The organism is Streptomyces sp. NPDC032091 (assembly GCF_055580265.1).
Genome location: NZ_JBVILR010000036.1, coordinates 46,890 through 66,704 on the forward strand (window position 1 = coordinate 46,890; position 19,815 = coordinate 66,704).

Genomic DNA, 19,815 nt, shown 5'->3' on the forward strand with positions numbered 1-19,815 from the left:
CATCCCGCGACTTATAGCAAAGCCGTCATACCGGGATGCTTCGACTCAAACTCTCGTACGTCAGTTTGATTCACCAGCTCTTTTGGCGCACCCCACCCCCCCGTTGCGGCTCCCGGAGTCCCGCAAGGCCCCGGGCCCGGCCGCAGCACGTCTCCACGACCGACGAGAAGCAGGTTTCTCATGGCGACCGGCCACCACAATGTCCACCCGCTGCCGCAGACCAACCAGCTCCGCGCCATGCACACGATCGTCCGTGACCGCAGAGCCTCCCGCGCGGACTTCGTGCTCTACTCCCGGCGCATCATCCGCCTCCTGCTCGAATCGGCGCTCGACCAGCTGCCGTTCGACCGGCACGAGGCCATCACACCGGTCGGAGAGACGTACGAGGGACTGAGACTCGGTCCCCAGCTGTGTGCCGTACCCGTGGTCCGGGCCGGTGACTCCATGCTCGACGAACTGCGCCAGGTCATCCCCGACATCACCGTCGGCAAGCTGCTCATCCAGCGGGACAAGACCACCAAGCAGCCGCACCTCTACTACAAGAACTTCCCCGAGGACATCGCCGACCGGCACGTCCTGCTCCTGGAGCCGATGCTCGCCACCGGCGGCAGCGCCAAGGCGGCCATCGCGGTGCTCCTCGACTCCGGCGTCCGCGAGGAGAACATCGTGTTCGTCAACTTCCTCGCCTCCCCAGAGGGCATCGCCGCCGTCCACGCCGCACACCCGCGGGTCAAGATCGTCACCTCCTCGATCGAACAGCGCCTCAACGAGAACGCGTTCATGATCCCGGGCATCGGCGACTTCGGGGACCGGTACTTCGGTACGACCGACTCGGCCGTGGCCTGATGAGGAGCAGCCGTACCTTCGCCGACTCCGCGCTGACGGCACTGGCGCCCGCGATCTGGGGCTCCACGTACCTGGTCACCACCGAGCTGCTGCCGGCGGGCCGGCCGCTGCTGGCCTCCCTGCTCCGTGCCCTGCCCGCCGGCCTGATCCTGGTGCTCATCGGCCGGACGCTGCCCAAGGGCATCTGGTGGTGGCGTGCGCTGGTGCTCGGCGTGCTGAACATCGGCGCCTTCTTCTACCTGCTCTTCGTGGCCGCCTACCACCTGCCGGGCGGCGTCGCGGCGCTGGTGATGTCGATCCAGCCGATGATCGTGCTCCTGCTCGGCGTCGCCCTGCTGAAGGAGAAGATCAAGCCGGTCCACCTGGTCTCCTGCGCCCTCGGCGCGGCCGGCGTGGCCCTGCTGGTCCTCCAGCCGAACGCCGGGCTCAACACCACCGGTGTCGTCGCCGGTCTGCTGGGCGCGCTCAGCATGGCCTCGGGCATCGTGCTCACCAAGCGCTGGGGACGCCCCGAGGGCGTGGGCCTGCTGCCCTTCACGGGCTGGCAGCTCACCGTCGGCGGCCTGGTGCTGCTGCCGGTGGCGCTGATCGGCGAGGGCCTGCCGGACGAGATCACCGGCAAGAACCTCCTGGGCTTCGCCTACCTCGGCATCATCGGGGCCCTGTTCGCCTACGCCATCTGGTTCCGCGGTGTGGCCCGGCTGCCCGCGCTGGCCGTCTCGTTCCTGAGCTTCGCCTCGCCCCTGGCGGCCACCCTGCTCGGCTACTTCGTCCTCGACCAGTCGCTCTCGCCGATCCAGATCGTCGGGGCCCTGACCGTGGTGGCGTCCGTGGTCCTGGCCCAGCCGCGCAAGGGCCGGCCCCGGCCCGAGCCGGAGCCGGATGCGGCCGCGAAGACCCGGCGGGAATCCGTCCAGGCGTAAGCCGCGGAGACCCGCCCCGGACTCCCCGCCCGTTCCCGCCCCCGAGGCGGGCGGGGAGCGGTGGTGGCACACCGCGGCCTCCCCCGTCCGCGGTGTGCCACCAACCCCCCTGCACGAACGACTCGTGAGAGGACCGCAGCCGTGCCCCACGTCCACATCAGGCACTACCCCAGGGAATTCACGGCCGAGCAGCTCCGTGCGGTCGACGAGGCGGTCACCGCCGCCGTGACGAAGGCCTTCGCCACCGGCGAGGACACCGTCTCGATCTCCCTGGAGCCGATCAGGCCGGAGGACTGGGAGGAGCAGGTCCTCTCCGAGATCGCGGCCCGCCGCGAGCTGCTGGTCAAGCGGCCCGGCTACTGGAACGAGAGTTGAGAGAGACCCGATGAGCGCAAGCAGCGGCATCCCCGTCGTCTACACCGAGGAGGTCCGTGAGGCCCTCCACGAAGGCAAGGCCGTCGTCGCCCTGGAGAGCAACGTCATCACCCACGGCCTGCCCTACCCGGACAACGCGGCCACCGCCCGCAAGGTGGAGGACGCGGTACGGGCCGGCGGCGCCGTCCCGGCGACGATCTGCATCGAGGCCGGCGAGATCCGCGTGGGCATGTCGGACGCCGACATCGAGCGGTTCGCCTCCCTGCCGGGCATCCCCAAGGTGTCCAGCCGGGACCTGCCGGTCATCCTGGCGCAGGGCGGCCTCGGCGCCACCACCGTCGCCTCCTCCGTCGTCGCCGCCGAGCTCGCGGGGATCCCCTTCTTCTCCTCCGCCGGCATCGGGGGCGTGCACCGGGGCGCCCAGGACACCTGGGACGTCTCCTCCGACCTGATCCAGTTCACCCGCTCCAAGGTCGCGGTGGTCTGCGCGGGCGCCAAGATGATCCTCGACCTCGGGCTGACCCTGGAGTACCTGGAGACGCAGTGCGTCCCCGTCGTCGCCTACCGCTCGGACGACTTCCCCGCGTTCTACTGCCGTACGAGCGGCCACAAGGCGCCCCACCGCCTGGACGACGAGCGGGTCATCGCCCGCGCCATCGAGGCCCACTGGGCGCTCGGCAACAACAGCTCCTTCCTGATCACCACCCCGGTGCGGGAGGAGGACGCCATCGACTCCGCCGAGGTGGACACGGCCATCCGGGCCGCGGTCGCCGAGGCGGCCCGCGACGGGGTCTCCGGCCAGGCCATCACCAAGTACCTGATGCGCGCCGTCGACGCCGCCACCGACGGCCGCTCGGCCAAGGCCAACATGGCCGTCCTCGCCTCCTGCGCCGAGGCGGCGGGCCGGCTGGCCGTCGCGCACTCCGCGCACCTCGCCGGGATCGGCGCCGCGTGAGCGGCACCGGCCGGATGCTGCTCTTCTCGGGACGGGCGCATCCCGGGCTGGCCGAGGCCATCGCGACGGAACTGGGCACCGAGCTGGTCCCGACGAAGGCGATCGACTTCGCCAACGGCGAGATCTACATCCGCTACCACGCCTCCGTGCGCGGCGCGGACTGCTTCGTCGTCCAGAGCCACACGGCCCCCATCAATAAGTCGATCATGGAACAGCTCATCATGGTCGACGCGCTGAAGAGGGCCTCCGCGCGCAGCGTGACCGTGATCCTGCCCTTCTACGGTTACGCGCGCCAGGACCGCAAGCACAGCGGCCGGGAACCCATCTCGGCCCGCCTGGTGGCGGACCTGCTCAAGACCGCGGGTGCGGACCGGATCCTGACGGTCGACCTGCACGCCGACCAGATCCAGGGCTTCTTCGACGGCCCGGTGGACCACCTCTCCGCCATGCCGGTCCTCGCGGACCACATCGGCTCCGAGGTGGACCGCGAGGCGCTGACCGTGGTCTCGCCCGACGCCGGCCGCGTGCGCGTGGCCGACGGCTGGTGCGACCGCCTCGGCGCTCCGCTGGCCATCGTCCACAAGCGGCGCGACAAGGAGGTGGCCCACCAGGTCACCGCGCACGAGGTGGTCGGCGAGGTCCGCGACCGCGTCTGCGTCCTGGTCGACGACATGATCGACACCGGCGGCACGATCTGTGCCGCCGCCGACGCCCTCTTCGCACAGGGGGCGCGGGACGTCATCGTGGCGGCCACGCACGGGGTGCTTTCCGGCCCCGCGGCGGACCGCCTGAAGAACTCGCGGGTCAGCGAGTTCGTCTTCACGGACACCCTGCCGGTGCCCGGGGGGCTCGGACTGGACAAGATCACCGTCCTGTCCGTCGCACCCCTCATCGCCGGCGCCACGCGCGCGGTGTTCGAGAACGGATCAGTAACCCGGCTCCTGCAGAGCCGGTGATCGCCCGGACGGATACGGGCCCGACGGGGGCCCGTCCGTCCGAAGGGGGAGGCGGCCGCACGCACCGAGCCGCTCCACAACGGAACGTCATAAGGAAGCGGGAAATGACTCTTCAGGAGACCAGCGTGCTTGAGCCCACTCTGCAGGGGACCACGACGTTGCCCGGACTGCTCGCGGAGCGAGTGGCCGAGCACCCCGAGGCGATCGCGGTCGCCTACCGGGACGACAAGCTCACCTTCCGGGAGCTCGCGTCCAGAAGCGCGGCCCTGGCCGACTACCTGGAGCACCTCGGCGTCTCGGCGGACGACTGCGTCGGCCTCTTCGTCGAGCCGTCCATCGACCTGATGGTCGGCGCCTGGGGCATCCTGAACGCCGGGGCCGCCTACCTGCCGCTGTCCCCGGAGTACCCCGAGGACCGGCTCCGCTACATGATCGAGAACAGCCAGGCGAAGATCATCCTGGCGCAGCAGCGCCTGGTGGCCCGCCTGCGCGACCTCGCCCCGCAGGACGTCACCATCGTGACCCTGCGCGAGTCCGAGGCCTTCGTCCGCCCCGAGGGCCAGGACGGCGCCCCCCGCGCCGGCGCCCGCCCGGACACCCTCGCGTACGTCATCTACACCTCCGGCAGCACGGGCAAGCCGAAGGGTGTGATGATCGAGCACCGCAGCATCGTCAACCAGCTCCGCTGGCTGCGCGAGACCTATGCGATCGACCGCAGCAAGGTCATCCTGCAGAAGACCCCGATGAGCTTCGACGCCGCCCAGTGGGAGATCCTCTCCCCGGCCAACGGCGCGACCGTCGTCATGGGCGCCCCCGGCGTCTACGCCGACCCCGAGGGCCTCATCGAGACGATCGTCAAGCACAACGTGACCACCCTCCAGTGCGTCCCGACCCTGCTCCAGGGCCTGCTCGACACCGAGAAGTTCCCCGAGTGCGTCTCCCTCCAGCAGATCTTCAGCGGTGGCGAGGCCCTCTCCCGCCTGCTGGCGATCCAGACCACGCAGGAGATGCCCGGCCGCGCCCTCATCAACGTCTACGGGCCGACCGAGACGACGATCAACTCGTCCTCGTTCCCCGTGGACCCCGCCGACCTGGACGAGGGCCCGCAGTCCATCTCCATCGGCGCCCCGGTGCACGGCACCACGTACCACATCCTCGACAAGGAGACCCTCAAGCCGGTCGGCGTCGGGGAGATCGGCGAGCTGTACATCGGCGGCGTCCAGCTGGCCCGCGGCTACCTGCACCGCGACGACCTGACCGCCGAGCGCTTCCTGGAGATCCGGCTGGAGGAGGGCGCCGACCCCGTCCGCCTGTACAAGACGGGCGACCTCGGCCAGTGGAACGCCGACGGCACCGTGCAGTTCGCCGGCCGCGCCGACAACCAGGTCAAGCTGCGCGGCTACCGCGTCGAGCTGGACGAGATATCCCTGGCGATCGAGAACCACGACTGGGTCCGCAACGCCGCCGTCATCGTCAAGAACGACGGTCGCACCGGCTTCCAGAACCTGATCGCCTGCATCGAGCTCAGCGAGAAGGAAGCCGCCCTGATGGACCAGGGCAACCACGGCTCCCACCACGCCTCGAAGAAGAGCAAGCTCCAGGTCAAGGCGCAGCTGTCCAACCCGGGCCTGCGCGACGACGCCGAGCTGGCCGCCCGCCAGGCGTTCGACCTGGAGGGCGCCGAGCCCACCCCCGAGCAGCGCGCCCGGGTCTTCGCCCGCAAGACGTACCGCTTCTACGAGGGCGGCGCCGTCACCCAGGCCGACCTGCTCGGCCTGCTCGGCGCCAAGGTCACCGCCGGCTACTCGCGCAAGGCGGCCGACCTGGCCCCCGCCGAGCTCGGCCAGATCCTGCGCTGGTTCGGCCAGTACATCAGCGAGGAGCGCCTCCTGCCCAAGTACGGTTACGCCTCCCCGGGCGCGCTGTACGCGACGCAGATGTACTTCGAGCTGGAGGGCGTCGGCGGTCTGAAGCCGGGCTACTACTACTACCAGCCGGTCCGCCACCAGCTCGTCCTCATCAGCGAGCGCGAGGCCACCGGCAAGGCCACGGCGCAGATCCACTTCATCGGCAAGAAGAGCGGCATCGAGCCGGTCTACAAGAACAACATCCTCGAAGTCCTGGAGATCGAGACCGGCCACATGGTCGGCCTCTTCGAGCAGGTCCTGCCGGCCTACGGCCTGGACATCCACGACCGCGCCTACGAGCCGGCCGTCAAGGACCTCCTCGACGTCGCCGACGAGGACTACTACCTGGGCACCTTCGAGCTGGTCCCGCACGCGGGCCCGCGCGAGGACCACGCCGAGGTCTACGTCCAGACGCACGGCAGCAAGGTCGCCGGCCTGCCCGAGGGCCAGTACCGCTACGAGAACGGCGAGCTGACCCGCTTCTCGGACGACATCGTCCTCAAGAAGCACGTCATCGCCATCAACCAGTCGGTGTACCGGGCCGCCAGCTTCGGCATCAGCGTCTACAGCCGCGCCGAGGAGGAGTGGCTGAAGTACATCACCCTCGGCAAGAAGCTCCAGCACCTGATGATGAACGGGCTGAACCTGGGCTTCATGTCCTCCGGCTACAGCTCCAAGACGGGCAACCCGCTGCCGGCCTCGCGCCGCATGGACGCCGTCCTCGCCCAGAACGGCGTGGACAGCGGCCCGATGTACTTCTTCGTCGGCGGCCGCGTCAGCGACGAGCAGATCGAGCACGAGGGCATGCGCGAGGACAGCGTCCACATGCGCGGTCCGGCCGAGCTCATCCGCGACGACCTCGTCAGCTTCCTGCCCGACTACATGATCCCCAACCGGGTCGTGGTCTTCGAGCGGCTGCCGCTGTCCGCCAACGGCAAGATCGACGTCAAGGCGCTCGCCGTCTCCGACCAGGTCAACGCCGAGCTCGTGGAGCGCCCCTTCGTCGCCCCGCGCACGGAGACCGAGAAGGAGATCGCGGCCGTCTGGGAGAAGTCCCTGCGCCGTGAGAACGCCTCCGTCCAGGACGACTTCTTCGAGTCGGGCGGCAACTCGCTGATCGCCGTCGGCCTCGTCCGCGAGCTCAACTCCCGCCTGGGCGTCTCCCTGCCGCTGCAGAGCGTCCTGGAGTCCCCGACCATCGAGAAGCTGGCCCGCCGCCTGGAGCGCGAGGTCGCCCAGGAGTCCTCGCGCCTGGTGCGCCTGCACGCGGAGACCGGCAAGGCCAAGCCCGTGATCTGCTGGCCGGGCCTGGGCGGCTACCCGATGAACCTGCGCGCCCTGGCCGGCGAGATCGGCCTCGGCCGCTCGTTCTACGGAGTCCAGTCCCACGGCATCAACGAGGGCGAGACCCCGTACGAGACGATCACCGAGATGGCCAAGAAGGACATCGAGGCCATCAAGGAGCTCCAGCCGACCGGCCCCTACACCCTGTGGGGCTACTCCTTCGGCGCCCGCGTGGCCTTCGAGACCGCCTATCAGCTGGAGCAGGCGGGCGAGAAGGTGGACAACCTCTTCCTGATCGCGCCGGGCTCCCCGAAGGTGCGCGCCGAGAACGGCAAGGTGTGGGGCCGCGAGGCGTCCTTCGCCAACCGCGGCTACACCACGATCCTCTTCTCCGTCTTCACCGGCACCATTTCCGGTCCGGACCTGGAGCGGTGCCTGGAGACCGTGACGGACGAGGCGTCCTTCGCCGAGTTCATCAGCGAGCTCAAGGGGATCGACATCGACCTCGCCCGCCGGATCATCTCGGTCGTGGGCCAGACCTACGAATTCGAGTACTCCTTCCACGAGCTGGCCGAGCGCACCCTCCAGGCGCCGATCAGCATCTTCAAGGCCGTGGGCGACGACTACTCCTTCCTGGAGAACAGCAGCGGCTACTCGGCCGAGGCGCCGACGGTCATCGAGCTCGTCGCCGACCACTACAGCCTGCTGCGCGAGGACGTCGGCGAGCTGGTGAAGCACATCCGCTACCTGCTCGGCGAGTGAGCGCCTAGGGGAAAGCGGTCCGAATGAAGACGGCCGCCCCGCCGGATTTCCCCGGCGGGGCGGCCGTCTTTTCGTGTTTCCCGAGACGGGGAGAACCGGCCAGTAGGCGGCTCAATTCTGACGCAAATTCACCGCGTTCTGACATGCGCCCTGTTGACGCGTGCATTACCGGCGCAAGACACTTCTGGTAATTCCACCCGTCCCGTTTTCCGTGGTTTTCGCTGATGAGGAGTCATCTTCCATGCGCTTCAATCTCATCGGCCCCTTCGAGATCGTCACCGACGACGGCAGGACCTATCAGCCCGGGACCCCCAAGGTCTGCCAGACGCTCGCGCTGCTGCTCACCCGGCCCGGCGAGATCGTCACGGCCGAGGCCCTCATCCGGGAGCTGTGGGGCGAGAACCCCCCGCGCAGCGCCGTCACGACGCTCCAGACGTACGTCTACCACGCCCGCCGGATGTTCGCGCAGGAGCGGCTGGCGCCCGCCGGCCGCTGCCTGATCGCCACCACCGCCGCCGGCTACGTGATGAACGTCGAGGACTCCGAGGTCGACGTACGCGTCTTCGAGCGCCTCGTCACCCGGGCCCGCTGGGAACTGGCCGAGGAGGAACCCCACAGGGCCCTGCGCACGGTCGGCCGGGCGCTCGACCTGTGGCGCGGCCCCGCCCTGTCGAACTTCCCGGCCGGGGACGTGCTCGCCGGGCACGTCGTGCACCTGGAGGAGCTGCGGATCCGGGCCTTCGAGACCCGCATCGAGGCGCAGGAGGCGCTGGGCCGCCACCGCGAGTCCATACCGGAGCTGCGCAAGCTGATCAGCGACTACCCGCTCAACGAGTGGTTCCACAGCCGGCTCATCGGCGCGCTCGGCGCCGCGGGACGGCGGGCGGAGGCCCTCCAGGCCTACCAGAAGGTGCGCCTGCTGCTCGCCGAGGAACTGGGCCTGGAGCCCTCGGCGGAACTCAAGCGCCTCCACGGCGGCCTGCTGGGCCCGACGCGCGGTGACCGGTTCGCGGGGAGCACGGCCGTCTGACCCGGCCGATCGGAGCCACCACGAGGGCCCGTCCTACTTCCCGGGGCGTCCGAGCTGGTGGACACGGACGTCGTCCCACGCCGGTGCGATCGGGGCGCCGAGCGGGATGCGGGCGCGGACGGGCAGGTCATGGGCGTTATCACCTGACGCGGGCCGTGCCGTGTCACGCCGCGTTCGAGTGGGGCTCCAGGGAGGTCGGAGACGGTCGCCATTCCGGCCGTGCACAGGGTCGTACACAGGAGGAAGCCGCATGTCCCGTCGTCTGTTCACCTCGGAGTCCGTGACCGAGGGCCACCCCGACAAGATCGCCGATCAGATCAGCGACACCGTCCTCGACGCGCTGCTGCGCCAGGACCCGGCCTCGCGCGTGGCCGTGGAGACGCTGATCACCACGGGTCTGGTGCATATCGCGGGCGAGGTGACGACGAAGGCGTACGCCCCGATCGCCCAGCTCGTCCGCGAGAAGATCCTGGAGATCGGCTACGACTCCTCGAAGAAGGGCTTCGACGGCGCCTCGTGCGGGGTGTCGGTGTCCATCGGGGCGCAGTCGCCGGACATCGCGCAGGGTGTCGACACCGCGTACGAGTCGCGGGTGGAGGGCGACGAGGACGAGCTCGACCGGCAGGGAGCGGGTGACCAGGGCCTGATGTTCGGGTACGCCTGCGACGAGACGCCGGAGCTGATGCCGCTGCCGATCCATCTCGCGCACCGGCTCTCCCGCCGCCTGACCCAGGTCCGCAAGGACGGGACCGTCCCGTACCTGCGCCCGGACGGCAAGACCCAGGTCACCATCGAGTACGACGGGGACAAGCCGGTCCGGCTCGACACGGTGGTGGTCTCCACCCAGCACGCCGCCGAGATCGACCTGGAGACCCTCCTCGCCCCGGCCGTCCGCGAGCACGTGGTCGAGCACGTCCTGAAGCGGCTGGGGGAGGACGGCATCAAGCTGGACACCGAGGGCTACCGGCTGCTGGTCAATCCGACGGGGCGTTTCGAGGTCGGCGGCCCGATGGGTGACGCCGGTCTGACCGGCCGCAAGATCATCATCGATACGTACGGCGGTATGGCCCGTCACGGTGGCGGCGCCTTCTCCGGCAAGGACCCGTCGAAGGTCGACCGCTCGGCCGCGTACGCGATGCGCTGGGTCGCGAAGAACGTCGTCGCCGCCGGCCTCGCGGCCCGCTGCGAGGTGCAGGTCGCGTACGCGATCGGCAAGGCCGAGCCCGTCGGCCTGTTCGTCGAGACCTTCGGCACCGGCACCCTGCCCGACGAGCGCATCCAGGAAGCCGTCTCCACCGTCTTCGACCTCCGCCCCGCCGCCATCATCCGCGACCTGGACCTGCTGCGGCCGATCTACGCCCAGACCGCCGCCTACGGCCACTTCGGCCGCGAACTCCCCGACTTCACCTGGGAGCGCACCGACCGCGTCGACGCCCTCCGCACCGCCGCCGGCATCTGACACCGGTCCTAGAGGCGTGTCGCGGTGCGGACGAGGGCGGCGACGGCTCGGGATCTGCTGTGCGGTGGCCAGGCGATGACGGTCGTGACAGCTGGTGCATCGGGCACCGGCACCGCCGCGTGGCCGTCGCGCAGGTGGGTCCGGAGGGACTCGGGCATGAGCGCGCAGGCCCGGCCCAGCGCGATCAGCTGCAACAGCTGGGTGTGGTCGCGCACCTGGGGGCCGGGGCCGTCCGGATGGCTCCCGTCCCGTCGGGGCCAGCGTGGCAGGGGCAGGTCCGTCAGGGCGGTGACCTCGGCCATCGACATCTGGGGCCGGTGGGCCGAGGGGTGCCCCGCGGGCAGGACCACGACCTGCCGTTCGGTGTACAGGTCCTCGGTGTCGAGTCCGGCCGTCGTGTCGAAGGGCCGGTGGAGCAGGGCGACGTCGGCTCGCCCGTCGCGCAGCATCCCTTCCTGCTCGCCGGGTCCGCACAGCACCACCTCGACGGCGACCGCGCCGGGCTCGGCGGCGTAGGCGTCCAGCAGCTTCGACAACAGGTCGCCGGCCGCCCCGGCCTTCGTGGCCAGCACCACACCGGGCAGTCCGGCGGCCGCGCGGCGGGTGCGGCGCTCGGCGGCTTCGACCGCGTCGAGTGCGGCCCGGGCCTCCCGCAGGAGCACCGACCCCGCCTCGGTCAGGGCGACCGCGCGAGCGGTGCGGTGCAGCAGCACCACTCCGAGCCGCCGTTCGAGCTGCTGGATCGCCCGCGACAGCGGCGGTTGCGCCATGGCGAGCCGCTGCGCCGCCCGCCCGAAGTGCAATTCCTCCGCGACGGCGACGAAGTACCGTAGCTCCCGCGTCTCCACCGCGTCATCGTATCCGGCGCTCACCAGGGACGATACCCGTGCGGTATCGCCGCTCACCCGGTCGGTCTTGGACGTCCCACCCGGGTCCGCACCACGCTTGACGACATGAGTGCACAGACGATCGCGCTGGTGACCGGTGCGAACAAGGGAATCGGATACGAGATCGCGGCGGGCCTGGGCGCCCTCGGCTGGCGCGTCGGCGTGGGCGCGCGGGACCGGCGGCGCCGCGACACCGCGGTGGAGAAGCTGCGCGCGGCCGGCACCGACGCGTTCGGCGTTCCGCTCGACGTGACGGACGACGCGAGCGTGGCCGCCGCGGCCGAGCTGATCGCCGACCGCGCCGGAGGGCTCGACGTCCTGGTCAACAACGCCGCGATCACCGGCGGTATGCCGCAGACGCCCACCACGGTCGATCCCGCGACCGTACGGGACGTCGTGGAGACCAACGTGATCGGGGTCATCCGCGTCACGAACGCGATGCTGCCCCTGCTGCGCGGCTCGGCGTCGCCGCGGATCGTGAACATGTCCAGCAGCGTCGGCTCGCTCGTCCTGCAGACCACGCCCGGCGTCGACATGGGCCCGGTTCCCGTCGCGTACCTGGCGTCGAAGACCTTCCTCAACGCCGTCACCGTCCAGTACGCCAAGGAACTGGGCGGCACCGGCATCCTGGTCAACTCCGGCTGTCCCGGCTTCACCGCCACCGACCTCAACGGCTTCCAGGGCGTCCGCACGCCCCAGCAGGGCGCGGCGATCGCGATGCGCCTCGCGACCCTGCCCGACGACGGACCGACCGGCGGATTCTTCGACGACGGCGGAACGGTGCCCTGGTGACGGGCTCACCGGCGCCGCCGGACCTCAGCCGGCGTGCCGGGCCGGCGGGAAGTCCGTCGTCGGGGCCAGGGGGGCCCATTCCTCCCAGACGGACAGACGTTCGTGGAGGGCCGTCGGGGCGCGGTCGGCCGCGGTGGTGCCGAGGAGGACGCGCAGCGGGGGGTCCTCGGCCTCCAGGAGCTTCAGGAGGGCCGCCCCGGCCCGGCGGGGGTCGCCGGGCTGGAGGTGGGCGAAGGCGCCCGACAGGCCGTGCCGGCGCTGGGCCAGCACGGCGTCGTAGGCGGTCTTGGGCGTGGCCCGCACCAGGGAGCTCGCGCTCCAGTCGGTGCGGAACTCGCCGGCCTCGATCAGGGTGACCTTGATCCCGAAGCCGGCGACCTCCTGGGCCAGGGTCTCGCCCATCGCCTCCAGGGCCCATTTGCTGGCGCAGTACATGCCCAGGTTGGGGTAGGTGGTCACGCCCGCGATGCTGGACATCTGCAGGAGGTGGCCGGAGCCCTGGCGGCGCATCAGCGGGAGCACGGCCTGGGTGGTCCACAGGGCGCCGAGGAAGTTCACGTCGAACTGGTCGCGGACCTGCCGTTCGGTGACCTCCTCCACCGCGCCGGCCAGCCCGTACCCCGCGTTGTTCAGCAGGACGTCGATCCGCCCGGCCCGTTCCGCGGCCTCGGCCACGGTGGCGAACACCGCCGGACGGTCGGTGACGTCCAGGGTCATGGGGACCACCCGGTCGCCGAAGCGCTCGACGAGGCCGCCGAGCGCCTCGATACGGCGGGCCGTGGCGACCACGGTGTCCCCGGCCTCCAGGACGACCTCGGTGACGGCCCGTCCCAGGCCCCTGGAGGCACCGGTGACGAACCAGACCCGGGGCGCCCCCTCCGTCATCGACGGGCCCGCTGCTCGGCGAAGGCCTTGGCGTGGTTGAGGGTGGCGGTGCTGTTGGTGCCGAGTGCCGTGCGCACGTACGCCTTGGCGTCCTCGACGGTGGCCTCGGGGCCCAGGATCCGGGCGATGTTCGCGGTGTTGATCGTCACCGTGTGCTGGGAGGAGGCGGACACGCCGCCCTCGCCGTCCTCGGCGAAGGTCCAGTAGCCGGTGTGCAGGCTCATCAGCGCCGGCAGCGTCGTCTGCTTGTAGGCGATCCGCTCGTCCGGGAAGGTCACTCGGTAGGACTTGGTGGTGTGGACGGAGCCGTCCTTGGCCCGGGTGTCCATCTCCAGCTCCTGGAGGCCCGGGGTGTCCTCGGTCAGTCGGACGACCGCCACGTGCGGCAGCCGCTCGGGCCACCGGTCGGCCTCGTTGACGAAGTCGTAGACGTCCTTCGCGGAGCCCTCCACGCGGACCGTGTCCTCGAAGGAGAACGTCAGCTCCTCGGTGGCGTGGGCCTGCTCGACGTTCGTCTTCAGCGCGGCCAGCTCCGCGCGGGAGTTGCGGTCCACGGCCCGGTCGATCCACTCCAGCTTCGCCGGGTCGTCGTCCTCGGCCCGGTAGTCGTGCAGCAGCCGCACCCGGGACGCGCCCTCCGGGAGCGGCTCGATGATCCAGGTGCCGCCCATCGCGGCGACCGGGGGCGCCGGCACCTCCTGGCGGAAGGTGATGGTCAGCCGCTCCGGGTCCAGGGTGCGGCGGGAGGTCCAGTTCTTGGGCTCGCCGTTGGCGGTGGCCCAGATCCGGATGCGCTCCTCGTTGCCGCCCTGCGGGACGTGGTCCACGTAGATGGTCGGCGGGAAGATCCGCGGCCAGTTCCGGACCTCGGCGATCAACCGGTACACGGTCTCGGCCGGGGCCGACACCGTGATCTCGTGCTCCACTTCACGCAGGCCGGGCTGCGGCATGGTCGTGCTCCTCGGATTCGGGGTCGTACGCGCGTACGTACGTATGTGATCGGGCGGGGCGGGCTCAGAAGTTGCCGAGGCCGCCGCAGACGTTGAGGGCCTGCGAGGTGATGGAGGCCGCGGTGTCGGAGGCCAGGTAGCCCACCAGTCCGGCGACCTCCTGCGGGGTGGAGTAGCGGCCGAGGGGGATCTTGGCCTGGAACTTCTCCAGCACGGCCTCCTCGGAGGTCCCGTACGCGGCGGCGTAGCCCTGGCGGACCCGCTCGGCCATCGGGGTCTCCACGTAGCCGGGGCAGACGGCGTTGACGGTGATGCCCGTCGGGGCCAGCTCGTTGCCCAGCGCCTTGGTGAAGCCCACCACGCCGTGCTTGGACGCCGAGTAGGGGGCGCCCAGGACCACGCCCTGCTTGCCCGCGGTGGAGGCGATGTTGATGATCCGGCCGCGGTTCTTGGCGCGCATGCCGCCGGTGTTCAGGACCTCGCGGGTGACGCGGAAGACGCTGGTGAGGTTGGTTTCGATGACGTCGTACCAGAGCTCGTCGGCGATGTCGGCGGTGACGCCGCCGCCCGAGCGGCCGGCGTTGTTGACCACCACGTCGATGGTGCCGAACCGCGCCACGGCCGCCTCGACCCAGGCCTTGACGCCCTCGCCGCTGCGCACGTCCACGCTCGCGCCGTCGACCTCCAGGCCCTCGGCGGTGAGCTCCTTGACGGTACGGGCCACGTTGTCGGCGTCGCGGGCGCCGATGAACACCCGGTGGCCCTGCGCGGCCAGGGTGCGGGCCGCTTCCAGGCCGATGCCGCTGGTCGCTCCGGTGACGACGGCGACGCGCTGGGGCTGGTCCTGATCCTGGGCCTGGTCGGGCATGAGAACTCCTCGGTGAATCGACGGGTGGCGCACGCGGAGGATCCGTCATCGCGATGGAGGGGGGCTCGAAGGCCTCTCGTACGCCCCCGCGACCGGCGGGGACCACCGTTCCTCGACCGGTCGTCGAGCGGGGGTCGACAAGATCGGGGAGACACCCGCACGCGAGAGGCGACCATGATCAACTTGTTTCAGCCCCAGGTGGGGGCGGAGGAACTCGACGCGGTCGCCGGGGTGTTCCACGACCGCAGACTCGGCAGCGGACGGCGCACCAAGGCCTTCGAGACGGCCTTCGCCGAGCACCTGGGCCTGGAGGCCGGCCACGTCGTGTTCACCAGCTCCGGCACCACCGCCCTGCACCTGGCCGTCGAGACCCTCGACCTCCGGCCGGGCGACGAGGTCGTCCTGCCCTCCCTGGGCCTGCCGGCCACCGCCGAGGCCGTGGCCGCCCGCGGCGGCCGCCCCGTCTTCTGCGACGTCGACCGCCACACGTTGAACCCGAACCTGGAGGACGTCGAGGCCGCCCTCACCGACCGCACCCGCGCGGTCCTCTTCCTGCACTACGGCGGCCGCGCCGGCGACATCGTCCGCATCGCCGCCCGCTGCCGGGAGCTGGGCGTCATCCTGATGGAGGACGCCGCCTGCTCCGTCGCCTCCCGCGTCGACGGCCGGCTCGCCGGCACCTTCGGCGACCTCGCCGTGTGGAGCTTCGACCCGGGCCGGGTGCTGGTGACCGGCGACGGCGGCATGGTCTACGCGAAGGACCCCGAACGGGCCGCCCGCACCCGCCTCCTCGCCCGCCACGGCCTGGTCCGCGCCAGCGGCTTCGGCCGCGCCGTCCTGCCCGGCGAGCCGGACCTGCCCGAGTACGGGCGCGGGATCGCCGGCAACGACCTGACCGCCGCCATCGGCACCGTCCAGCTGCGCCGGCTGCCCGAGATGGTGGAGCGGCGCCGCGAGATCGCCGCCCGCTACGACCGGGAGCTCGCCGGGACCGAGGGGCTCCTGACGCCCCCGCCGCTGCCCGAGGGCCACGAGTCCACGGACTGCGTGTACTGGCTGCAGCTCGATCCCGCCGTCCGCGACGGGGTCGTCGCCGACCTGCTGGCCGAGGAGATCTACACGACCTCCCACCACGCCCCCCTGCACCGGTTCGGGGCCGACGCCGACGGGGAGCCCCCGGCGGCCCCGCTGCCCTCCTGCGACTGGGCGGTGGAGCGCACCGTACGCCTGCCCCTGCACCCCGGACTCAGCGACGGGGACGTGGCCACCGTCATCGACGCCCTGCGCCGCTCGGTGCGCTCCCGGCTCGCCGCCCGTACCGACGAAGGACTCACCGTGAAGGACACCCCATGAACCGACGCGTCGTCATCACCGGGATCGGCGTGGTCGCACCCGGGGGAGTGGGCACCAAGGCGTACTGGGCCCGGCTCACCTCCGGGCGGACGGCGACCCGCGCCATCAGCCTCTTCGACGCCTCCGGCTTCCGCTCGCGGATCGCCGCCGAGGCCGACTTCGATCCGCTCGCCCACGGCTTCACCCCCGAGGACGCCGCCCGCCTGGACCGGGCCGCACAGTTCGCGCTGGTCAGCGCCGACGAGGCGGTCCGCGACAGCGGGCTCGACACCGCGGCCCTGGACCCCACGCGCACCGGCGTCACCCTGGGCAGCGCGGTGGGCTGCACCACCGGCCTGGACAACGAGTACAACGCCGTCAGCGGGGGCGGCTCCACCTGGCAGGTGGACCACACCCTCGCGGTGCCCCACCTGTTCGACTACTTCGTGCCCAGCTCGATGGCGGCCGAGGTGGCCTGGCGGGTCGGCGCCCAGGGCCCGGTCTCCATGGTCTCCACCGGCTGCACCTCCGGCCTGGACTCCATCGGCCACGCCGCGGAACTGATCCGCGAGGGCAGCGCCGACGTGATGGTCACCGGTGCCACCGAGGCCCCGATCTCGCCGATCACCGTCGCCTGCTTCGACGCCATCAAGGCCACCTCGCCCGGCAACGACCACCCGGAGAGCGCCTCCCGGCCCTTCGACGCCACCCGCAACGGGTTCGTCCTCGGCGAGGGCTCGGCCATCCTGGTCCTGGAGGAGCTGGAGAGCGCCCGCCGGCGCGGCGCCCACGTCTACGCGGAGATCGCCGGGTTCGCCAGCCGGGGCAACGCCTACCACATGACCGGCCTGAAGGCCGAGGGCCGCGAGATGGCCGAGGCCATCACCGTCGCCCTCGACGAGGCCCGCCTGCCCGCCACCGCCGTCGACTACGTCAACGCCCACGGCTCCGGCACCAAGCAGAACGACCGGCACGAGACCGCCGCCTTCAAGCGCAGCCTTGGACAGCGCGCCTACGAGGTCCCCGTCAGCTCGATCAAGTCGATGATCGGGCACTCGCTGGGCGCGATCGGCTCCCTGGAGGTGGCCGCCAGCGCCCTGGCCATCGAGCACAACACGGTCCCGCCCACCGCGAACCTGCACCACCCCGACCCCGGCTGCGACCTGGACTACACCCCGCTGACCGCGCGCGAGCACCGCACGGACACCGTGCTCAGCGTCGGCAGCGGCTTCGGCGGCTTCCAGAGCGCCATGATCCTCACCCGCCCCCGCCTGGGAGCCGCCGCATGAGCACGCAGACCGAAGCCGCGCCGCCGATGTCCGCGGCGGCCGCCGCCGCCGACCCCGTCGTCACCGGCATCGGCGTCGCCGCCCCCAACGGGCTGGGTACCGAGGCCTGGTGGAGCGCGGTCCTGCGCGGCGAGAGCGGCATCCGCCCCGTCACCCGGTTCGACGCCGGGCAGTACCCCGCCAAGCTGGCCGGCGAGGTGCCCGGCTTCGACGCCGCCGAGCACCTGCCCGGCCGGCTGCTGCCGCAGACCGACCAGGTGACCCGGCTCGCCCTCACCGCCGCCGACCAGGCCCTGGCCGACGCCGGGGTGGACCCGGCCGAGCTGCCCGACTACGCGGCCGGCGTCATCACCGCCAGCTCGGCGGGCGGCTACGAGTTCGGCCAGCGCGAGCTCCAGGCCCTGTGGAGCAAGGGCGGCCAGTACGTCAGCGCGTACCAGTCCTTCGCCTGGTTCTACGCCGTCAACAGCGGCCAGATCTCCATCCGGAACGGGATGCGCGGCCCCAACAGCGTCCTCGTCAGCGAACAGGCCGGCGGGCTCGACGCGGTGGCCCAGGCCCGCCGCCAGCTCCGCAAGGGCGTCCGGCTCGTCGTCACCGGCGGCATGGACTCCTCCCTCTGCCCCTGGGGCTGGGCCGCCCACCTGGCCTCCGGCGAACTCAGCACCTCCGAGGACCCCGAGCGCGCCTACCTCCCCTTCTCCGAGGAGGCCGGCGGACACGTCGTCGGCGAGGGCGGGGCGCTGCTCGTCCTGGAGGACGCGGCGGCCGCCCGCGAGCGCGGCGCCCGCCCGTACGGGGAGGTCGCCGGGTACGCCGCCACCTTCGACCCGCCGCCCGGCTCCGGCGGCGCCCCCCGGCTGCGCGACGCCGCCGCGCTGGCGCTGCGCGAGGCGGGGCTGGCCCCCGCCGACGTCGACGTGGTCTTCGCGGACGCGGCCGGGCGGCGCGACGCCGACCGCGCCGAGGCCGCGGCCCTCACCGAGCTCTTCGGGGCGTACGGGGTGCCGGTGACCGCGCCCAAGACGATGACGGGCCGGCTCGCCGCCGGCGGTGCCTCCCTCGACCTCGCCGCGGCCCTGCTGTCGCTGCGCGACGGGGTGGTCCCGCCGACCGTCCACGCCGGCCCGCCCGCCGCGGACTGCCCCGTCGACCTGGTGACCGAGGTGCGCCGGCCCGGCCGGCTGCGCACGGCGCTGGTCCTGGCGCGGGGCCGCGGCGGCTTCAACGCGGCCATGGTGGTCCGGGCACGGTGACCGGCGGCGGGCGGATGGAGGAGGTGGCCGAGCACGTCTGGGCCCACCTCCAGCCCGACGGCGGCTGGTGCCTGAACAACGCGGGGCTGATCGCCCCGAGCGGCCGGCCCGTGCTGGTCGACACGGCCGCCACCGAGGCCCGGGCCCGGGCCCTGAAGGAGGCGGTCGCGCGGATCACCCCGAACGCGCCGCGCTTCCTGGTGAACACCCACTCGCACGGCGACCACACGTTCGGCAACCGGTTCTTCGCCGACCGGGCGCTGGTCGTCGCGCACGAGGCGGCGCGGGCCGAGATGGACCTGGCCGGACTGCACCTGACGGGCCTGTGGCCCGACGTCCCCTGGGGCGAGGTCCGGGTGGAGCTGCCCGGGCTGACCTTCCGCGACCGGCTCACCCTGTACCCGGGGGACTTCCCGGTGGAGCTGATCCACCCCGGCACCGCCCACACCGCCGGCGACACGGTGGTCTGGCTGCCGCGCCAGCGGGTGCTGTTCACGGGGGACGTCGTGATGTCCGGGGCCACGCCGTTCTGCCTGACCGGCTCGGTCTCCGGCTCGCTCGCCGCCGTCGAGGAGCTGCGCGCCCTCGGGCCGCGGACCGTCGTCGCCGGGCACGGGCCGGTCGGCGGGCCCGAACTGCTCGACGCCACCGCCGGCTACCTGCGCCGCGTCCAGCGGCTGGCCGCCGAGGGCCGCGCGGCGGGGCTGACCCCGCTGGAGGCGGCGCGGGAGGCCGACCTCGGCCCGTACGCGGGGCTCCTCGACGCCGAGCGGCTGGTGCCCAACCTGCACCGCGCCTACGCCGAGGCGGCGGGCGCGGCGCCGGGGCACCCGCTCGACGTGGAGACGATGTTCCGCGAGATGGTCGAGTACCACGGCGGACTGCCCGCCTGCGCCGCCTGAGGGCGGTGCGGACGGGCAGCCGGGGCCGTACGGAGGGGTGCGGCCAGTCGGTGCGGGTGCCGCTAGGCCGTCTCTTCCGGATCTTGCTCCCCCAGCTACCGCTGGGAGGTGCCCCCAGACCCGCGCCGCCCGGCACCGCACCTCGCCGCCTTGGCGG

At 72.0% G+C, this 19,815-nt stretch carries 17 protein-coding genes; 13 read left to right on the forward strand and 4 right to left on the reverse strand.

From position 1 onward, the window contains the following. Positions 1 to 180 precede the first annotated feature (180 nt). The 8 genes from upp to metK all read left to right on the forward strand — a co-directional run bounded on the left by upp (position 181) and on the right by metK (position 10,497). The gene (gene upp, locus ACZ5NJ_RS35955; protein ID WP_468770725.1) at positions 181 to 846 is read left to right on the forward strand and encodes a uracil phosphoribosyltransferase; all 666 of its coding nucleotides are present in this window, start codon (positions 181 to 183) and stop codon (positions 844 to 846) included. Next, entirely contained in the window at positions 846 to 1,769 is a 924-nt protein-coding gene (locus ACZ5NJ_RS35960) for a DMT family transporter (protein WP_468770727.1), read from the forward strand. Before upp ends, ACZ5NJ_RS35960 begins: the two co-directional genes overlap by 1 nt. 141 nt (positions 1,770 to 1,910) lie before the next feature. Beyond that, on the forward strand, positions 1,911 to 2,144 hold the full coding sequence (locus tag ACZ5NJ_RS35965; RefSeq protein WP_468770729.1) for a tautomerase family protein: 234 nt from the start codon (positions 1,911 to 1,913) through the stop codon (positions 2,142 to 2,144). A 10-nt stretch (positions 2,145 to 2,154) separates the two neighbouring features. Next, positions 2,155 to 3,099, forward strand: a complete 945-nt coding sequence (locus ACZ5NJ_RS35970) for a pseudouridine-5'-phosphate glycosidase (protein WP_468770731.1) — start codon at positions 2,155 to 2,157, stop codon at positions 3,097 to 3,099. 14 nt (positions 3,100 to 3,113) lie between these two features. Then, the gene (locus tag ACZ5NJ_RS35975; protein WP_468770756.1) at positions 3,114 to 4,055 is read left to right on the forward strand and encodes a ribose-phosphate diphosphokinase; all 942 of its coding nucleotides are present in this window, start codon (positions 3,114 to 3,116) and stop codon (positions 4,053 to 4,055) included. 104 nt (positions 4,056 to 4,159) lie between these two features. Beyond that, a complete protein-coding gene (locus ACZ5NJ_RS35980) occupies positions 4,160 to 8,008 on the forward strand; it encodes an amino acid adenylation domain-containing protein (protein ID WP_468770732.1) in 3,849 nt (1,282 codons plus the stop codon). Between the two features lie 241 nt (positions 8,009 to 8,249). Further along, the gene (locus tag ACZ5NJ_RS35985; protein WP_468770735.1) at positions 8,250 to 9,038 is read left to right on the forward strand and encodes an AfsR/SARP family transcriptional regulator; all 789 of its coding nucleotides are present in this window, start codon (positions 8,250 to 8,252) and stop codon (positions 9,036 to 9,038) included. 250 nt (positions 9,039 to 9,288) lie between these two features. Continuing rightward, positions 9,289 to 10,497, forward strand: coding sequence for a methionine adenosyltransferase (gene metK, locus ACZ5NJ_RS35990; protein ID WP_468770736.1), 1,209 nt, complete (start codon positions 9,289 to 9,291; stop codon positions 10,495 to 10,497). Positions 10,498 to 10,505: 8 nt separating this feature from the next. On the opposite strand, the gene ACZ5NJ_RS35995 is transcribed toward metK, so the two are convergent. After that, on the reverse strand, positions 10,506 to 11,345 hold the full coding sequence (locus ACZ5NJ_RS35995) for a LysR family transcriptional regulator (RefSeq protein ID WP_468770738.1): 840 nt from the start codon (positions 11,343 to 11,345) through the stop codon (positions 10,506 to 10,508). 105 nt (positions 11,346 to 11,450) lie between these two features. On the opposite strand from ACZ5NJ_RS35995, the gene ACZ5NJ_RS36000 reads away from it, so the two are divergent. Beyond that, entirely contained in the window at positions 11,451 to 12,176 is a 726-nt protein-coding gene (locus ACZ5NJ_RS36000; protein WP_468770740.1) for an SDR family NAD(P)-dependent oxidoreductase, read from the forward strand. Positions 12,177 to 12,200: 24 nt separating this feature from the next. Here ACZ5NJ_RS36000 and ACZ5NJ_RS36005 read toward each other — a convergent pair whose 3' ends face one another. The 3 genes from ACZ5NJ_RS36005 to ACZ5NJ_RS36015 form a co-directional block, all read right to left on the reverse strand. Beyond that, the gene (locus ACZ5NJ_RS36005) at positions 12,201 to 13,061 is read right to left on the reverse strand and encodes an SDR family NAD(P)-dependent oxidoreductase (RefSeq protein ID WP_468770742.1); all 861 of its coding nucleotides are present in this window, start codon (positions 13,059 to 13,061) and stop codon (positions 12,201 to 12,203) included. Continuing rightward, positions 13,058 to 14,011, reverse strand: coding sequence for an aromatase/cyclase (locus tag ACZ5NJ_RS36010; RefSeq protein ID WP_468770743.1), 954 nt, complete (start codon positions 14,009 to 14,011; stop codon positions 13,058 to 13,060). The genes ACZ5NJ_RS36005 and ACZ5NJ_RS36010 overlap by 4 nt, the downstream gene beginning before the upstream one ends. 64 nt (positions 14,012 to 14,075) lie before the next feature. Continuing rightward, the gene (locus tag ACZ5NJ_RS36015; protein ID WP_468770745.1) at positions 14,076 to 14,879 is read right to left on the reverse strand and encodes an SDR family NAD(P)-dependent oxidoreductase; all 804 of its coding nucleotides are present in this window, start codon (positions 14,877 to 14,879) and stop codon (positions 14,076 to 14,078) included. A 174-nt stretch (positions 14,880 to 15,053) separates the two neighbouring features. Between ACZ5NJ_RS36015 and ACZ5NJ_RS36020 the strand changes: the two genes are divergently transcribed. The 4 genes from ACZ5NJ_RS36020 to ACZ5NJ_RS36035 are packed head-to-tail and all read left to right on the forward strand — an operon-like array spanning position 15,054 to position 19,658. After that, positions 15,054 to 16,232, forward strand: coding sequence for a DegT/DnrJ/EryC1/StrS family aminotransferase (locus ACZ5NJ_RS36020; RefSeq protein WP_468770747.1), 1,179 nt, complete (start codon positions 15,054 to 15,056; stop codon positions 16,230 to 16,232). After that, a complete protein-coding gene (locus ACZ5NJ_RS36025) occupies positions 16,229 to 17,500 on the forward strand; it encodes a beta-ketoacyl-[acyl-carrier-protein] synthase family protein (protein WP_468770748.1) in 1,272 nt (423 codons plus the stop codon). Before ACZ5NJ_RS36020 ends, ACZ5NJ_RS36025 begins: the two co-directional genes overlap by 4 nt. After that, entirely contained in the window at positions 17,497 to 18,756 is a 1,260-nt protein-coding gene (locus tag ACZ5NJ_RS36030) for a ketosynthase chain-length factor (RefSeq protein ID WP_468770750.1), read from the forward strand. Before ACZ5NJ_RS36025 ends, ACZ5NJ_RS36030 begins: the two co-directional genes overlap by 4 nt. Positions 18,757 to 18,770: 14 nt before the next feature. Further along, entirely contained in the window at positions 18,771 to 19,658 is an 888-nt protein-coding gene (locus ACZ5NJ_RS36035) for an MBL fold metallo-hydrolase (RefSeq protein WP_468770758.1), read from the forward strand. The last annotated feature ends 157 nt before the right edge of the window (positions 19,659 to 19,815 follow it).

Coding starts and splice junctions, on each gene's coding strand:
- upp (WP_468770725.1), top strand. CDS start 181: ATGGCGACCGGCCACCACAATGTCCACCCGCTGCCGCAGACCAACCAG.
- ACZ5NJ_RS35960 (WP_468770727.1), top strand. CDS start 846: ATGAGGAGCAGCCGTACCTTCGCCGACTCCGCGCTGACGGCACTGGCG.
- ACZ5NJ_RS35970 (WP_468770731.1), top strand. CDS start 2,155: ATGAGCGCAAGCAGCGGCATCCCCGTCGTCTACACCGAGGAGGTCCGT.
- ACZ5NJ_RS35975 (WP_468770756.1), top strand. CDS start 3,114: ATGCTGCTCTTCTCGGGACGGGCGCATCCCGGGCTGGCCGAGGCCATC.
- ACZ5NJ_RS35980 (WP_468770732.1), top strand. CDS start 4,160: ATGACTCTTCAGGAGACCAGCGTGCTTGAGCCCACTCTGCAGGGGACC.
- ACZ5NJ_RS35985 (WP_468770735.1), top strand. CDS start 8,250: ATGCGCTTCAATCTCATCGGCCCCTTCGAGATCGTCACCGACGACGGC.
- metK (WP_468770736.1), top strand. CDS start 9,289: ATGTCCCGTCGTCTGTTCACCTCGGAGTCCGTGACCGAGGGCCACCCC.
- ACZ5NJ_RS36000 (WP_468770740.1), top strand. CDS start 11,451: ATGAGTGCACAGACGATCGCGCTGGTGACCGGTGCGAACAAGGGAATC.
- ACZ5NJ_RS36005 (WP_468770742.1), bottom strand. CDS start 13,061: ATGACGGAGGGGGCGCCCCGGGTCTGGTTCGTCACCGGTGCCTCCAGG.
- ACZ5NJ_RS36010 (WP_468770743.1), bottom strand. CDS start 14,011: ATGCCGCAGCCCGGCCTGCGTGAAGTGGAGCACGAGATCACGGTGTCG.
- ACZ5NJ_RS36015 (WP_468770745.1), bottom strand. CDS start 14,879: ATGCCCGACCAGGCCCAGGATCAGGACCAGCCCCAGCGCGTCGCCGTC.
- ACZ5NJ_RS36020 (WP_468770747.1), top strand. CDS start 15,054: ATGATCAACTTGTTTCAGCCCCAGGTGGGGGCGGAGGAACTCGACGCG.
- ACZ5NJ_RS36025 (WP_468770748.1), top strand. CDS start 16,229: ATGAACCGACGCGTCGTCATCACCGGGATCGGCGTGGTCGCACCCGGG.
- ACZ5NJ_RS36030 (WP_468770750.1), top strand. CDS start 17,497: ATGAGCACGCAGACCGAAGCCGCGCCGCCGATGTCCGCGGCGGCCGCC.
- ACZ5NJ_RS36035 (WP_468770758.1), top strand. CDS start 18,771: ATGGAGGAGGTGGCCGAGCACGTCTGGGCCCACCTCCAGCCCGACGGC.